The sequence below is a fragment of the Cupriavidus sp. NPDC089707 genome, from assembly GCF_044748965.1.
Classification (GTDB): Bacteria; Pseudomonadota; Gammaproteobacteria; order Burkholderiales; family Burkholderiaceae; genus Cupriavidus.
Genome location: NZ_JBIVHB010000038.1, coordinates 1 through 13,725, shown reverse-complemented (window position 1 = coordinate 13,725; position 13,725 = coordinate 1). Strand labels below are relative to the sequence as shown.

The 13,725-nt window shown below is 64.3% G+C and carries 28 protein-coding genes; 26 read left to right on the top strand and 2 right to left on the bottom strand.

Annotated features, from left to right (window positions below; translation table 11 throughout):
• Positions 1-101: 101 nt before the first annotated feature.
• The 4 genes from ACIP1U_RS31320 to ACIP1U_RS31305 are packed head-to-tail and all read left to right on the top strand — an operon-like array spanning position 102 to position 1,959.
• Complete coding sequence (locus ACIP1U_RS31320) at positions 102-377, top strand: hypothetical protein (RefSeq protein ID WP_400323498.1); 276 nt, start codon at positions 102-104, stop codon at positions 375-377.
• Positions 355-1,263 (top strand): hypothetical protein, encoded by a 909-nt coding sequence (locus ACIP1U_RS31315; protein ID WP_400323429.1) that lies wholly within the window; start codon positions 355-357, stop codon positions 1,261-1,263. Before ACIP1U_RS31320 ends, ACIP1U_RS31315 begins: the two co-directional genes overlap by 23 nt.
• Positions 1,247-1,702, top strand: a complete 456-nt coding sequence (locus ACIP1U_RS31310) for a hypothetical protein (RefSeq protein WP_400323426.1) — start codon at positions 1,247-1,249, stop codon at positions 1,700-1,702. The genes ACIP1U_RS31315 and ACIP1U_RS31310 overlap by 17 nt, the downstream gene beginning before the upstream one ends.
• Positions 1,699-1,959: a hypothetical protein gene (locus tag ACIP1U_RS31305; protein ID WP_400323423.1), complete on the top strand. Its 261-nt coding sequence runs from the start codon at positions 1,699-1,701 to the stop codon at positions 1,957-1,959. The genes ACIP1U_RS31310 and ACIP1U_RS31305 overlap by 4 nt, the downstream gene beginning before the upstream one ends.
• 521 nt (positions 1,960-2,480) lie before the next feature.
• On the opposite strand, the gene ACIP1U_RS31300 is transcribed toward ACIP1U_RS31305, so the two are convergent.
• Positions 2,481-2,807: a DUF3693 domain-containing protein gene (locus ACIP1U_RS31300; protein ID WP_400323421.1), complete on the bottom strand. Its 327-nt coding sequence runs from the start codon at positions 2,805-2,807 to the stop codon at positions 2,481-2,483.
• Between the two features lie 239 nt (positions 2,808-3,046).
• On the opposite strand from ACIP1U_RS31300, the gene ACIP1U_RS31295 reads away from it, so the two are divergent.
• The 22 genes from ACIP1U_RS31295 to ACIP1U_RS31190 all read left to right on the top strand — a co-directional run bounded on the left by ACIP1U_RS31295 (position 3,047) and on the right by ACIP1U_RS31190 (position 13,136).
• The gene (locus tag ACIP1U_RS31295) at positions 3,047-3,256 is read left to right on the top strand and encodes a hypothetical protein (RefSeq protein ID WP_400323418.1); all 210 of its coding nucleotides are present in this window, start codon (positions 3,047-3,049) and stop codon (positions 3,254-3,256) included.
• Positions 3,257-3,258: 2 nt separating this feature from the next.
• Positions 3,259-3,381, top strand: coding sequence for a hypothetical protein (locus ACIP1U_RS31290; RefSeq protein ID WP_400323415.1), 123 nt, complete (start codon positions 3,259-3,261; stop codon positions 3,379-3,381).
• A 72-nt stretch (positions 3,382-3,453) separates the two neighbouring features.
• Positions 3,454-3,621: a hypothetical protein gene (locus ACIP1U_RS31285; RefSeq protein WP_400323412.1), complete on the top strand. Its 168-nt coding sequence runs from the start codon at positions 3,454-3,456 to the stop codon at positions 3,619-3,621.
• 39 nt (positions 3,622-3,660) lie between these two features.
• Positions 3,661-5,388: a replication endonuclease gene (locus tag ACIP1U_RS31280; protein ID WP_400323409.1), complete on the top strand. Its 1,728-nt coding sequence runs from the start codon at positions 3,661-3,663 to the stop codon at positions 5,386-5,388.
• 10 nt (positions 5,389-5,398) lie between these two features.
• Positions 5,399-5,533 carry a hypothetical protein gene (locus ACIP1U_RS31275; RefSeq protein WP_400323407.1) on the top strand — a complete coding sequence of 45 codons (135 nt, stop codon included), beginning with the start codon at positions 5,399-5,401 and terminating at the stop codon, positions 5,531-5,533.
• Positions 5,530-5,799: a hypothetical protein gene (locus tag ACIP1U_RS31270; protein ID WP_400323404.1), complete on the top strand. Its 270-nt coding sequence runs from the start codon at positions 5,530-5,532 to the stop codon at positions 5,797-5,799. Before ACIP1U_RS31275 ends, ACIP1U_RS31270 begins: the two co-directional genes overlap by 4 nt.
• A gap of 1 nt (position 5,800) precedes the next feature.
• Positions 5,801-6,067 carry a hypothetical protein gene (locus ACIP1U_RS31265; RefSeq protein WP_400323402.1) on the top strand — a complete coding sequence of 89 codons (267 nt, stop codon included), beginning with the start codon at positions 5,801-5,803 and terminating at the stop codon, positions 6,065-6,067.
• Positions 6,058-6,552 carry a hypothetical protein gene (locus ACIP1U_RS31260; protein ID WP_400323398.1) on the top strand — a complete coding sequence of 165 codons (495 nt, stop codon included), beginning with the start codon at positions 6,058-6,060 and terminating at the stop codon, positions 6,550-6,552. Before ACIP1U_RS31265 ends, ACIP1U_RS31260 begins: the two co-directional genes overlap by 10 nt.
• The gene (locus ACIP1U_RS31255; RefSeq protein WP_400323395.1) at positions 6,549-7,187 is read left to right on the top strand and encodes a hypothetical protein; all 639 of its coding nucleotides are present in this window, start codon (positions 6,549-6,551) and stop codon (positions 7,185-7,187) included. Before ACIP1U_RS31260 ends, ACIP1U_RS31255 begins: the two co-directional genes overlap by 4 nt.
• A gap of 342 nt (positions 7,188-7,529) precedes the next feature.
• Positions 7,530-8,354 (top strand): major capsid protein P2, encoded by an 825-nt coding sequence (locus ACIP1U_RS31250; protein WP_400323392.1) that lies wholly within the window; start codon positions 7,530-7,532, stop codon positions 8,352-8,354.
• Positions 8,355-8,364: 10 nt separating this feature from the next.
• Positions 8,365-8,670 carry a hypothetical protein gene (locus tag ACIP1U_RS31245; RefSeq protein ID WP_400323390.1) on the top strand — a complete coding sequence of 102 codons (306 nt, stop codon included), beginning with the start codon at positions 8,365-8,367 and terminating at the stop codon, positions 8,668-8,670.
• Positions 8,667-8,978: a hypothetical protein gene (locus tag ACIP1U_RS31240; protein WP_400323387.1), complete on the top strand. Its 312-nt coding sequence runs from the start codon at positions 8,667-8,669 to the stop codon at positions 8,976-8,978. The genes ACIP1U_RS31245 and ACIP1U_RS31240 overlap by 4 nt, the downstream gene beginning before the upstream one ends.
• Positions 8,979-8,980: 2 nt before the next feature.
• A complete protein-coding gene (locus ACIP1U_RS31235; protein ID WP_400323384.1) occupies positions 8,981-9,415 on the top strand; it encodes a hypothetical protein in 435 nt (144 codons plus the stop codon).
• A complete protein-coding gene (locus tag ACIP1U_RS31230) occupies positions 9,396-9,896 on the top strand; it encodes a hypothetical protein (RefSeq protein WP_400323381.1) in 501 nt (166 codons plus the stop codon). The genes ACIP1U_RS31235 and ACIP1U_RS31230 overlap by 20 nt, the downstream gene beginning before the upstream one ends.
• A 3-nt stretch (positions 9,897-9,899) precedes the next feature.
• Positions 9,900-10,664, top strand: a complete 765-nt coding sequence (locus ACIP1U_RS31225) for a hypothetical protein (RefSeq protein WP_400323378.1) — start codon at positions 9,900-9,902, stop codon at positions 10,662-10,664.
• Positions 10,664-11,299, top strand: a complete 636-nt coding sequence (locus tag ACIP1U_RS31220; RefSeq protein ID WP_400323375.1) for a glycoside hydrolase family 104 protein — start codon at positions 10,664-10,666, stop codon at positions 11,297-11,299. Before ACIP1U_RS31225 ends, ACIP1U_RS31220 begins: the two co-directional genes overlap by 1 nt.
• Positions 11,300-11,354: 55 nt before the next feature.
• Positions 11,355-11,789, top strand: coding sequence for a hypothetical protein (locus ACIP1U_RS31215; RefSeq protein WP_400323372.1), 435 nt, complete (start codon positions 11,355-11,357; stop codon positions 11,787-11,789).
• Between the two features lies 1 nt (position 11,790).
• Complete coding sequence (locus tag ACIP1U_RS31210) at positions 11,791-12,240, top strand: hypothetical protein (RefSeq protein WP_400323369.1); 450 nt, start codon at positions 11,791-11,793, stop codon at positions 12,238-12,240.
• On the top strand, positions 12,237-12,404 hold the full coding sequence (locus tag ACIP1U_RS31205) for a hypothetical protein (protein WP_354682656.1): 168 nt from the start codon (positions 12,237-12,239) through the stop codon (positions 12,402-12,404). The genes ACIP1U_RS31210 and ACIP1U_RS31205 overlap by 4 nt, the downstream gene beginning before the upstream one ends.
• Positions 12,404-12,541 (top strand): hypothetical protein, encoded by a 138-nt coding sequence (locus ACIP1U_RS31200; RefSeq protein ID WP_400323366.1) that lies wholly within the window; start codon positions 12,404-12,406, stop codon positions 12,539-12,541. The genes ACIP1U_RS31205 and ACIP1U_RS31200 overlap by 1 nt, the downstream gene beginning before the upstream one ends.
• On the top strand, positions 12,538-12,714 hold the full coding sequence (locus ACIP1U_RS31195; protein ID WP_400323363.1) for a hypothetical protein: 177 nt from the start codon (positions 12,538-12,540) through the stop codon (positions 12,712-12,714). The genes ACIP1U_RS31200 and ACIP1U_RS31195 overlap by 4 nt, the downstream gene beginning before the upstream one ends.
• 146 nt (positions 12,715-12,860) lie before the next feature.
• Positions 12,861-13,136: a hypothetical protein gene (locus ACIP1U_RS31190; protein ID WP_400323360.1), complete on the top strand. Its 276-nt coding sequence runs from the start codon at positions 12,861-12,863 to the stop codon at positions 13,134-13,136.
• Here the strand turns inward: ACIP1U_RS31190 and ACIP1U_RS31185 are convergent.
• The gene (locus tag ACIP1U_RS31185) at positions 13,133-13,492 is read right to left on the bottom strand and encodes a hypothetical protein (RefSeq protein WP_400323357.1); all 360 of its coding nucleotides are present in this window, start codon (positions 13,490-13,492) and stop codon (positions 13,133-13,135) included. The genes ACIP1U_RS31190 and ACIP1U_RS31185 overlap by 4 nt on opposite strands.
• Between the last annotated feature and the right edge of the window lie 233 nt (positions 13,493-13,725).

Below are 13,725 nucleotides of genomic sequence, written 5' to 3'. Positions count from 1 at the left end.
GTAAAAAAGGTATCAAAAGTCTCAGCGCTCGCGTGCAATTCCGGTAAAGACACCCGGCGTTTCAGCGTTACGCGGCAAACCGGTAGCCCAACCCCACTTCCATCAGCAGGTGGGCAGGCTGTGCCGGGTCCGATTCAAGCTGGGGTAGGGAGGTCTCCGTGACCGACGCCAACGGCAACGTCAACGGCAAGACTTACGACGGCGCCGGCAACGTCATGGCGGAGCTGCATGCCGATGGTGGCGTGGTGACCTATCGCTACAACGCGTTCGGCAACAAGACGGCAATGCTCGACGCCATGGGCTGGCTCACGCGCTATACGTACGACGCGGCGAACCGCCTGTTGACCACCGTCCATGCTGGTAGTCACCTACATTGACGGCAACTACAACCTGCAGAGCGCGGGCTGGAAGAGCCTGTACGAGCAGTACGTGTACGATCAGGCCGGCCGCCTTCTCATGCAGGTCAACGGCGCCGGTGAGACCACGCGCTATTCGTACGACGTGCGTGGCAACCTGCAGTCGACCACGCAGCCGATAGGCCAGGTCACGCGTGCCGCGTACGATGCGCTGAACCGCAAGATCGCCGAGGTGGACCCGACCAGCATGGCGGCCACCTGGACCTACGATTACTTCGGCAAGGTCACGCGGCACACCGATATCGGTGGCGCGGTGTACAGCTACGCCTACGACAACGCTAAGCAACTGATCGCGCAGAGCAATACGCTCGGCCAGTCGCTGGCGTGGGGCTACGATGCGGCGGGACAGGTAACCACGATCAGCGATTACGCCATCGGCCAGACCACGACCTATGCGTATGACCTGGCCGGCAACCGCGTGCGCGAGAAGACGGTGCAGGGTGGCGCGGTGTACCAGGACAACTTCCTGGCCTATGACGCGCTGAACCGCCTGCGCGACGTGGCGGACGGCCACGTCCACATCTCGTTCCAGTACGACGCGGTGGGCAACCGTACCTACATCGAGCAGCATTCGGTGGACGGCACCAACCGTTCGGATGCGGCCCGCTTCTTCAAGTACGACTCGATGAACCGCCAGATCATCGTGGACGGCGTCGATGCGTACGGCAACCTCGGTGCGCAGGGTCACGCCATCACGTACGACAAGAACGGAAATCGGCTGACCGACACGTACTACGGCAACAAGGTGAGCACGGCCGGCGGCGAGACAATCATCATCGGCTACCAGGAATCCGGCGAGGCCATCATACGATGGCGCCGGCCGCGTGACGATGAGCGGCTCGCGTAACCTGCCGCAGGACTACGTCAACAAGCTTAACGAGGGCGCGGCGCAGGACCAGACCAACGGCATGGAGTTGCGCGCGAACCAGTACGACGCGAACGGTCGCCTGGTGCATCAGCGCACGTTCAAGAGCGATGGTGCGTTGAAGTCCGATGTGCACTACGACAGCTACGATGCCGCTGGCAACGTGTTGCAGTACACGCACTCGGACTACGCGGGTGGCTACACAAACAAGTACAACTACAGCCTGCTGCGCTTCGAGGGCTACAAGCAAGGGACGATCTCGGGTACCAGCGACAAGATGAACCCGGGCTCGACCACGAGCAGCTACGACGTCAACGGCAACCTGATCTCGGTCACGGATTCGACCAGGCCGGCCAACAATCGCACGTTCGTGAAGGACGCGGCGGGCCATGTGCTGCTAGTCAACCAGGGGGCAACGTGAACCGCCAACTGGTGGTGAACGGCGAGGTCATCGGCCAGCACGGCGTGGGCATCAACCCGGTGACGCCGCTGGACGGGCAGGGTAATCCGAACTTCTCGTACGGCGCGGACTATGACTTCGGCTACCAGGCGATCGTGGCGAACTACCCGAACGCGGCGCCCGGGCGAGATGCTCGCGGGCGGCCCCGTCATCATCGTTGCACACCTCGGCCAGGAAGGCCTCCAGTTCATCGTCCGACAGCAGGTCAAGTGGCTTGAGTGGCAGCATGGTGGGAACTTGAAGGTAACTTAAAGGGAACACCAGCGGAACAGTCCCGGGCGCGAGGGGAACATAAAAGGAACACTGGGGGAACTGTTGGGGAACATCGCCAGCCCGGTCCAACCGGACGGGGATACGCTCTTCAGCGGCGTTGGCGGGGCGGTTAAGGGGCTTAGCCAGCTCCAATGCTCGCGCAAATCCCGGTCCTAGCGTCTCTACACACCATACGCACCTCGTTCGAGAAGCGCTGAAACCCGCGCCAGCCTTGGCTTAGCGGTCGAATCCATGCCTTGACGATGGGCTGTTGCGTAACACACGAGCCCCCGCGAACGCGCATGAAACCTGGGATTGCCATATTGCGTTCGGAACGTCTCGAGTGTATCTGCGGCAAGAGGTGCTCTGTAGACCGATTGATAGCGCGGTGTGTGACAAGTCGCTACCGGCGGGGTAGCCAGTCGCTTGAATATTTTCCAAGCCATTTAACATAATATACAAACCTCTCCGGAAAAAGCTCTGCGGGCTAGGCTAGACGCGGGGTCAGGCCCATCCGGACGTGCTCGCAGAGCGCATCAAAATTTAGCGAAAAGCGGTCGGCGACAGACGCCCACATCTGCCGCAATTCAGGGCTCTTCGCCCGTTCAGCGTGTGCAGCAGTAGCCACTGCGGCAGGATCGATATCCAACACGCGCGCCACCTTCACCGCCGTTTCGTCATCAAAGCCGCCATGTCCATTGCGATAGCGGCTGACGGAAGCGCGAGTGATGCCAAGTTCCTTCGCAATCGCGTAATCGGAGGCGCCGCCAAGCTTGGCGCGCACTGCCTCAAGAAATTCAAGAGTCGTTTTCATCACTACCCCTAGTGGTCTACCCGGTCTGAAGGGTAGTCATATGTCCCGCAACATGCAACGTTTGAACGTGCGGAACGTTACGAAGTGTTTGACAGTTACGCGGCCTCTAACTATATTCCGATCCAGACGCGCCGCCGCCTGGAACCTACCCGCCAGGGCCGGCTTAGCTAGCTGGCAGGTGGCGCGCTCTCCCGCTTCGGGAGCTTCCGCAACAGGGTAGGGGATAGAGGGGTGGTCACATGTCGTTACAAATTTCCGATGAGCAACGCGTCCAATGGCGCGCAGACCTGCTGAGAGAACTAGCCGCACGGGACAAGGGGCTAGCCATGCGGCGGAAAGCGGGCGGCGAGACAACTTGGCTGATGGCCTATTGCGCGGTTCGCCACCTGGACGGTGTGGCGATCCCGCTCTCGCTGCAAGTGCTGGGCGGTCTGATGGGGGAGTGGTAACCATGAAGCCCGCCCGCATCCACCGCACCGCCTTGGGCGGATTCACCATCGACGGCCCGTACTACACGCGCCGCTCGCGCATGGCCGATCTGGCCGACCGATTCTTTCACTGGCTGGGAGCCTGATATGTGTTTTCCGCTGATGTGCTGGTTCGCGGGCTATATCGCATGGGCGGCCTTCATGGAGGCCAACGGGCTATGAGCAAATCGACCGCCGCCGCCGAGGCGCTGGCCGCGTGCCGCGCCGCGCTGTCCCAGCCCAACCGCAACAGCCAGGTGCCGGACTGGCGCCTGTGCGGAAAGCGCGTGGTCATGGTGCCGTGGATCAATGGCACCTTCCGCGCCGTCACAATGCGCGTGTGGTAACGCGTCATGTGGGGATACCTCAGCGCCGCGAGTAGTGCTGTGCCCGCGCTTCCGGAAATGCTGGAAGCGCGGGCCCGCGTGCCGATGCGCTGGTACAACCGCGCGGCCAAGGCCGCCGACAAGGCCGGGCGCGACAGCGCGCAGCGCGCCGGGTATCCGCACCTGTTTGACCTGGGCGCCGCCGCTGGCGCCGTTGCCGCCTTCCTCGCGGAGCACGCGCCGGAAAGCATGCCGGTGCGGCCTGATGCCTCCGACTACGAAATCTGCATGAAGGCGCGCAAGATCGCCGCCGATGTGCTGCTGAAAACCACCGGCCTGGACACCGCCGAAGCGCTGGTTGTCTGCGAAGCCGAGTGCGCGCGCCAGGGCGTCGCGCTGCCGGACTTTCCCGAGGACGCCGACAAGGTAGCGCGCGTGCGCTGCGAACTGTGGTGGCGCCGCCGTCTGCGCACCAAGCATATCCGCGCGCTCGAGCACTCGAATATTCGGCTGCACTACGTGCACTACCGGAGCGACCCGTACGCCAGCAATGACGCTGTGCGCCGCCGCGTCGCGCAGAACCGCCGCAACGCCGCCACGCTGGCCGCCACATCGCTGGAGAACGAGCACGGCCAACGATTCACGCTGGCCGAACTGGCCGAACGTTCCGTCGCCAACAAGGCGCTGCGCCGCGGCGAATTGATGACGCGCCTCAAGGGCGCCGAGGAACTGGCCGACGAAGCCGGGTTCGCGGGCGTGATGTTCACCATCACGTGTCCGAGCCGCTTCCATGCCGTGAAGCAGGCCGGCCACAAGTGGCACCCCAACGCGAAATATGAGGGCGAAAGCCCGCGCGAGGCGCAAGCCTATCTGCGCCGCGTGTGGGCGCGCATCCGTGCCGAACTGGCACGCCTAGGCATTACCTACTTCGGCATGCGCGTCGCGGAGCCGCATCACGATGGCTGCCCGCACTGGCATGGCCTGCTGTTCTCCGATCGCGTGAACGATGTTTGCCGGGTGATCCGCGCGCACGCGCTGCGCGACACGCCAGGCGAGGCCGGCGCCGACCGCCGCCGCTGCCGCTTCGAGCGCATCGACCGCGCCAAGGGCAGCGCCGTGGGCTACATCGCCAAGTACATCGCCAAGAACATCGACGGCCATGCCGTGGGCGACCACAAGACCGCAGAGGGCTACACCGTGCAGGCTGACTTCCTGGGCGATGACGTGATTACGCCGAGCCAGCGCGTGGAAGCGTGGGCGGCCACGTGGGGAATTCGCCAGTTTCAAGCGTTCGGCGGGGCGCCGGTGGGCGTCTGGCGCGAACTGCGCCGCGTGAAAGAGGCAGATCTGCCTGCCGAGCAGGACGCGCCGGTCATCGTGGCCGCCTGGAAGGCCGCGCAGTGCACCGAGGACAAGCCGGCAAGCTGGGCCGACTACGCGCGCGCCATGGGCGGCGTGGCCGGCGAAAAGCGCCGCGTGTCGATCAAGTACACCGAACGTATGGAGCCGGGCCGTTACGGCCTGACGCTGCGCAAGCTGCCGCATGGCGTGCAGGCGCCGCAGTGGTATCGCATGGCGTCGGGTGAGCTGACCTGCGACGCGCTGTTCGTTCCAGCGACGCGCTACCAATGGCGGAAGGTCGAGCGCAGCGGCGAAGCCGCGAGCACTCGGACTCGTGTCAATAACTGTACGCGCCCCAGCGGCGCGGCGAGCGCCGGCCAGAAGCGGCCGGCATGGATGGATGGCCTGTACGGGCCGGAAACTGCGCCCGAGGGGGCGTCAACGTAGAGGGGAAACCGTGGAAGACCAAACGTTTTATGACCGCGCCGACAAGGCGCTGAAGCTGTACGGGCTGATCCTGCCCGCCGATATCCGCCAGTTGCTGCGCGACATGGCCGGCGCCATCGACAAACTGCAGGAGAAGCAGCAATGAGCATCCTGACCGAAATGCAGTCGCTGATGGCCGCCGTGGAAAGCCTCAAGCCCCATGTGCGCGACACCGGTGACACCACGTACGGTGTCGTGCTCCACCAGGCAGGAATGGTGATGGGCATGGCCGATGCCGCGCTGTCGCCACCGACCGAGCCGACCGCCGCCATGCAGGCCGCTGGCGAAATCGCCGCGGCGAACCTGCCCGCCGACACCACCACCGAAGCGGCGGTGGCGGCAATCCTGAACGCCGCGCTGGGAGCCGTCTGACATGAGCGATTGCACCTGCCCGATTTGCCGCCAGCGCGCGCGCTGGGGCGTGTCCAAGGGTGGCGCCGGGCGGGTGTATCTCACCTGCACCGCGCCGGGCTGCGGCGTGCAGATTTTCGCCCGGTCGGATGACGCCGACGAAGCCATACGGGAACAGTTCATTGCGACCGGGGCGCCAACGAACGAACGTAACGTTACGGGCGAGCCGCCCGAACGTAACGAACAGGCCGCGCCGCTGGCGCAAGGGGAGCTTTCCGTATGGGGATGATCGATCCGGGAGTACTCGACACCCTGCGGCGCAAGGCGCTGGCGGCGGAGACGGTCGAGGCGTCCGATTTGCCGCTGCTGCCAGGCGAAACGCCGCCGCCCGAACCCATCGACCCGGCGCAGGAGGTGGAAGGGCTGATCAATATCGTGGTGACGGTGGGCGCGGTGGCGTGGCCCTACCTGCCGGCTGTCTACACGCCGGAAGCGATCAAGGGGCTGTCCAAGGCCATCGTGCCAGTGGCGCAGAAGTACGGGATAGAGCTGGGCGGCGTGTCGTCGCCAGAACTGGCGCTGTTGCTGGTGGCCGGGCCGCTGGCGGTGGCGCACGTGGCCGTACACAAGGCATGGAAGGCGCAACAGGAAGCGGAGCGCGTCGTGGAGAACGGCGCGCCGCCGCCAGCGGTGGCGCCTCAACGTAACGACCGTTCGCACCTGGGCGGCAATTTCGAGGACACAGGCGGGCGGCTTCGCCCGGTGGGGGCATGATGGCAGGCAGTCAAAACACGGCAAGAATCATCGGCGTGATCGGCGCCAGCGGCAGCGGCAAAAGCCGCTGGCTCAAGGGCACCTTGGCGAAGGGCGATCCGGCCAAGCTGCTGATTTGGGATCCGCTCAACGAGTACGACCATGGCCGGATCGTGACCGATCTGCGCGAACTGGTCGAAACGCTGGCCGCGCTGGAACCCGCCGACCCGTTCAAGCTGACCTATCGGCCCGGGCCGGACATGGCAACGTACAGCAAGAAGTTCGAAGCCTTCTGTGCGCTCGCGTTCGAAGTGCCTGACGTGTGCTGCGTGATCGAGGAACTAGCGGACGTGACCAGCCCGAGCTATGCGCCGCCTGCGTGGTCGCGCCTATCGCGGCAGGGCCGGCACAAGGGCATGACGATCTTCGCCGCCAGCCAGCGGCCCACGCTGATGGACAAGACGTTCCTGGGCAACTGCACCATGATTCATTGCAGCCGGTTGAACGACGAGAACGATGTCAAGACCATGAGCCGATACCTGGGCGTCAGCCAGGAACAGGTGCGGGCGATGGTGGCTGACAAGGCGGCGGGGCGCTTCGATTTCATCGAACGCGACATGCAGACCGGAAAAACCGTCGCCGGGCACCTAACGTAACGAACGGCGCGGCCTTGCATAGTGGTCGCGCGTTGCTCAATCTGACAGCACGCGGGGCGAATTCCCGCACCTGCTTTCAACGCATTTTCGGGAGAACCCTCATGAGCGTGAAGGAAATCGGTAAGGCGGTCGTGATGACCGCTGTGTCGCTGGTCATCATCAATCAAGCCAAGCGCTTCCTGCCGTCGTCGGTGCGCGATCTGCTGGGCTGATGCCATGAACGGTATCAAGGACGCGATCAAGACCACGGCCATTGTGCTGGCGGTTATCTACGTGGCTCGCCGGGTGCCGGTGGCCGATCAAATCGTTGCGACCGCGCTGGTCGGCTAAGGACAAACGAACATGGCAATTCTGCAAGAGCTTCCCCCGTTCCTGAACGTGGTGGCAACCGGCGTCGCAACGCTGCAAATCCCGCGCTATGCCAACACGCTGAACAAGATTGTGCTGGCGCTGGGCGGCACCGCGCTGACCAAGGCCATGATCGAAGATATCAAGGTCAAGATCGGCGCGCGCACGGTGTACAACGTCAGCGGCGCCAAGCTGGACGCGATCAACAAGTACAAGGGCATCTACGACGATGCCAACTTCCTCACCATCGATTTCACCGAGCGCGACGCGCCCAGCATCGACGGCAAGGAAATCGGCGGCTTCGACCTGACCGCGTGGCAGGACAACGTCAATCTGGAAATCAAGATTGCCGGTGCCACTGCGCCCACGCTCAAGGGCTACATGCTGCTGACGCCGCCGCAAGGCAAGGGCGCCGGCGAGCTGATCCACAAGCTGCTGTACTTCCCGGCCTCCACCGCAGTGGCCGGGAAGTTCCCGGTCAACTTCTCGGCCAAGGGCGCACTGATCAAGCGCGTGCATTTCTTCTACGCCGGCACCGACTGGACCGCGACCACGGACGGCAACGTCAACCGCGTCGAGGTCAAGAAGAACGGCCTGGTCGTGTGGGATGCCACCAGCCGTGTGCAGCGCTTCCTGGAACAGGAAAACCGCAAGGTGCCGCAGTCCAAGCACTATTGCGTGGACTTCATCCACGATAACAACCAGTCCGGCGCGCTGATCACCGCCGACGCGGCCGCGCTGGAGTTCAACGCGTATCTGACGGCCGCCGATGGCCTGGACGTGTATGTCGAGGTGATCGACCTGCCGTTCAACCTGTAAGGGGCGCGCCATGGGTGAATGGGACGCGGTGCAGCCGCAAAGCTACTTCTCCGATCCGATGGTGAGCACGGCGGGCGGCGCCAGCGATCTGAACCCGCTGGCGCAAACCGCTGCGGACGTGCTGCGCCTGGGCGTGTCGCGTCTGATCGACGTGCAGACCATCCGGGCGCTGCAAGGCACCAACACCGCCGCCGTGCTCAACAGCGACGGCATGACGGTGACCACGGCACCGCGCGGCGCCACCCCGGCGCTCGCGCTGGGCGGCATGCTGCCGCTGGTGCTGGCCGGTGCTGTCATCTGGATGCTGAGCAAATGAACGGCGCAGCCAATGCGGCCATGTATTCCAACCCGTACACGGCCGCCATCATGGGCGTGTCGAACGTGTTGGGGAGCACGCTGGGCGGCCCGGAAGGGCCGAAGTCGGCGGATTCCGGTCGTGGCATGTATGACCAGCATTTCGACGGCTCCGGCTGGGTGGTCGCAACGGGTGGCAGCGAGGCGCGAGCCTTGCCGACCATCACCAGCGCCGTACAGGCGACAGCAGACAACGCGCTGTCTCTGTTCAATAACCCGATGGTGCTGATTGCTGGCGTCGTGGTGGCGCTGGCGATCTTCCGGCGATAGTCATGGCCGAAACGCGCATCGAGATTCGCCCGGAACAGTGGACCGACCAGCACGCCGCAGAAGTGCGCGCGGCGTTTGCTGGCAAGGCGAAGTACGACACCAGCGGGGGACTGATGGACCCAGTAGAGGGTGTGCGCGGCGGCGTGTTCTGCCGCGTCTTCCGTGATGGCGAACCGGTGCTCTGGTATGTGCTGGTGGCGCTGACGCATGACCATACGACCGAGGCAGAGATTGCGCTGGCGCATGGCCGCGCGGACGTCGATCTGGTGGCGGAAGTGCTGCCGCTGATCGAGCATCAATGCAGGCACTTTGATGCCGTGACGGTGACGACGCGGCGCAAGGGGCTGATTAAGAAATTGCAGGCAGCAGGCTATGGCATGGATGCCGTGACGCTGCGCAAGCGAAACAAGGTGAACCATGCGCAAGTCGAGCAATAGCAGCAGCACGGCGGCAACCACGAACAATGTGGACCGCCGCACGGTCAACGATGGCGGCATTTCGGTATCGGGCGACGGCAATGCCGTAACGGCCAACCTGAGCTACACCGATGCCGGTTCCATTGCCGGCGCGTTCGACTTCGCCAAGACCAGCAGCCAAAACGCCTACCGGAGCACGGCCGATGCGCTGGGCTTTGCGGGCGGCGCGCTGGAATCGGCCATTGATATCGGAAAGAACGGGCTGGAACTGAGCGCCGAGCAGCAGCGCATCAACGCCGATGGGTTTTTGGAAGGCTTCGGCAAGCTCCTGGACTTCGCGCGCGATACCAGCGCCACGGCCAAAGCCGTGAATGAAAACGCCACGGCGAACGTGGCGGCGGCGTACAGCAATGTGCAGGAAATCGGCACCGGGCAAAAGTTCCTTGTGGCCGGCGCGCTGGCTATCGCCGGCATCGTAGCTGTCAGCAAATTGAAGGGGTAAAGCGTGCCGATCATTGCAGCCGTACAAGGCTATGACCTGAATATCGGGGTAGGGCAGGCGCAGGCCATCGACGTGGCCGGCGACCGCGTGCAATTCGTGTCGGCAATCGATCCGTTCGCAGTGATCGAGGTTCGGCCGAACTTCAGCCAGGGCAATATCGTGCTGAAGCCGGGCCAGGGCTACCGCTTTGCGGAGCAGGTCACGCGCTGGGTTGTCTACAACAAGGGCAGCGTGCCGCTGACCGGCAACCTGCTGATCGGGACCGGGGATTTCTTCGACCAGCGCATTAGCGGCACGGTCGATGTGATCGACGGTGGCAAGGCGCGCACGCTGGGAAACACCGCGTTCTATGCCTACAACAGCGTCGCGGTTGCGGCGGGGCAGTACTGCACGCTGCAACTGTGGAATCCGGTCGGATCGGGAAAGAACCTCGTAGTCGAGGGCTTGATTGTGACCGCAAGTGCGGCGGTCACGTCGCGGATCTGGTGGCAGACGGCGGCATTGGCAAGCGCCAGCATCTACGCGCCGCAAGCCAAGCTGCTGGGCGGCGCGGGATCGGCGGGACAGCTCAAGACCGCCATCCCGACGAGTTCGGCATTCATCGCTGCGCAGGGGCTGACGAACATGAGCGTCGCGGCGGGCGTGCAATCGCCGCTGGACTTCACCGAACCGCTGATCTTGCGGCCGGGCTATGGGCTGTGTGTGGATAGCAACGTGACCGCGCAACAGATCGGCGCCACGTTCGAGTATTTCGAGGAAATCGGCTGATGACCCGCTACGAGTTCGCGCTGCTGGCTCTGGCCGCCGTGGGCTACGTGGTGTGGCGAGACTGGCAGCGCAGCGAAGAGCCGGGCGCGCAGTCGCCGGACTTCATTGACCAGGCTGAAAACCTGTTTTACGACGCCACCGAAGGCGCGATCTTCGGGGGCACTGAGGAAACCGACATGGGACAAGCCGCGAACAACCGCGCCGCCTTCCTGATGATGATCCGCACCGCAGAAGGCACGGCGGGCGCCAACGGATATCGCACGCTGTTTGGCGGCGGGCTGTTTGAGTCCTTCGCGGACCATCCGCGCCAGGTGGTGACGGCACTGTCCAACGGCAAGCCGATTAGCAGCAGCGCGGCGGGCGCATACCAGTTTCTGCGGCGCACGTGGGACACGCTGGCGGCCCGGCTGGGCCTGCCAGACTTCGGCCCGGCCAGCCAGGACGCGGCGGCGTTGGAACTGATCCGCGAGGCGGGCGCGCTGGGCGACGTGGATGCCGGGCGCTTCGCGCTGGCGGTGCGCAAGGTGCGCAAGATTTGGGCGAGCATGCCCGGCGCCGGCTACGGCCAGCCGGAGGTGGCGCTGAACCGATTGCAGGCCGCATACGAGGCGGCGGGAGGTGTGGTGTATGGCTAAGGCAGCGGCAGGGGGCGGTGGCCCGGATTTGCTTCTGATTGCGGCGGTGGGCGCAATGGCGTTCCTCGCGCTGCGTTCGCGTGCGGCGTCGGCGGCTACGGGCGTGCCGGCCGGCACGGCGGCGCAGCTTCGGCCCGACTACAAGGCCCAGCGCGACATTGCATACACGCAGGCAGGGGTGGGGCTGGTGGGATCGATCCTAGGCGGTCTGCGCGGCCTGGGCGGCGGCGGCGGGGCTTCTGGCACTGGCGGCGGCTTTTCGCTGGGCAACATCTTTGGAACTGGCTCGCCGGATGCGCTGTACAGCGGCGGCGGCACGGCAGACGTGGGCGGAATTTTCGGTGGCAGCGGCTTCGCCGTGTCGAACTTCAACAACGGCTACGGCAACTTCGAGGAATCCATGTCAGGGCTGACCGACCGGGAAATCGGCGGCCTCAATGGCGCCTATGGCTTTGGTTCGCTGGTGCAGTATCCGGGATTCGGTGGCTGACATGAATGACACCACCGCAAAGCTGCTGCTGGCTGCTGGCGCCATCGCCGCAATTGTCTTCGTCGTAAAAAAAAACGGCGGGCTGGGCGCTGCGGTTGCGGGTGCAGCGGGCAATCTCGGCCAGGCGCTGGGCGGTGCGGTGGTGGAGGGCGGTAAAGGTATCGTGTTTGGCATCGGGGACGCCTTGGGCGTGCCGCGTACCGACATGACGGAGTGCGAGCGGGCAATCGCGGAGGGCCGCACGCTAGACGCGTCTTTCGCGTGCCCGGCAGGCACGTTCCTGTCCTCGTTGGGGGATGGACTGCGAACCGACTACCCGATCTACGGCGATCCGGCGCCGCTGTCCGACTGGATGGGCACCATTGCCAGCCGGCCAATCAATCCATGGGTCGTGACCGAGAATGCGGGCGGTGCGGCTTTCGTGTACCCGCGTATCAGGAGAGCACAGTGAAATTTCTGCAACGTCTGCGCGAGCCGTCCACCTGGGCGGGCTTCGCTGGTCTCGCGGTGGCGATGGGCGCCAACCCGGACAAAGCCAATCTGACGGCGCAAGCCATCGCCGCCGTGCTGGCGGCTGTGGCGGTGTTCCTGCCGGAAAAGGGCAAGGCCGAGTAATGGGCGCGACGGAAGCGGTAGCAATCGCCTGTGGCGTCGTGAACCTGCTGGGCGTGCCGCTGTTCGGCTTCCGCTACGTGGTTCGGCTGGAAACGCGCCTTGCGCGAATTGAGGCCAAGCTGGGAATTGGGGAATGAGCGTGAAGGCCATCATTCCTACGCCGGCTGAGATTGGCCGGGAAACGCTGATCGTGATCGGCGGCGTGATCTGCGCCGCAATCATCCTTTCGCGCTTCCCGGGCCTCAAGTCGTGGATTGCGGATCAAGGGACGGTCACGCTGAAAGACCAGCAGGGCCGGGTATTGTGGTGACAACAGGAGAGAGCATGGCAACCAGGAAACGCAAGACGCCGCCGCGCAAGGCCAACGGCCAGTTCCGCAAGCGCAAGAAGCGATGACAAAAGCCCCGGACCTCCGGGGCTTTTTCGTTACACTCCCGGAAAACAACGGGAGGGGTTATGCGAACGATTTTGGCGGGGGTACTGGCGCTGGTGCTTGCGGGCTGTGGGCTGCGATACACCGCAAGCGAAGAGCAGATGCAGCAGGTTGCGCGCGGTGCGGCTGAGCTGATGAAGAAAGACCCGTACAGCGGTGTAGTGACGGCGGCAGGGACTGGCGCACATGTAGCGCTGTCGATGGCATTGAGCCAGCCAGAGCCAGAAGCGCAAGGCTTTTGCGTGAAGACGCTGACTGGGTGCAGGGCTACGATGGACTATGGCAAGCCAAACGACTAGGCCTGCATCTGGCCGGGTTCCGGCAGCGGCGTGACGCTGGCCGGCCGGGCCGGCGCCGGCTTCGGTTGCGCGCGCCGTGGCCGGAACTGGATGACCTCGCCGCTGACAATCCCCAACTTTGGCAGCAGATGCGCATAGCCCATCTGGCGGGCCATTTCGTCGCGTTCGAGCTTGTCGAGCCGCAGGACATGCACGGCCCACCAGGGCGCCGGGCGCTTGCCGGACTGCCAGGCGCGCGCGGTGGCTGGGGTAACCCGCAGATGCCGGGCGAGATATTCGGGAGGGATGCTGCGCGCCCAATGGGCGAATTCGGAGGGGATTGCGTATTGTTGTTGTCGCATGGAGGGACCCGTCATAAAAAAAGCCCCACGGTGCCGGGGTGGCGGTCGTGGGGCTTGAATTGTGGGCGCGCTTAAAAAATCGTGCAGGAAACTGCCGGAAAGCCGCGCCGGTATTGGGTTGCAGAGCTACGGAGAGGATTTAACATAATATACATTATGCGAAGGAACGGTAGGTTTACGACTGTTGCGCTTTGAAGCCTTGAAATCCCGCTTCTGGCGCAACAGCCAGGATGGTCTATGGTATAGAT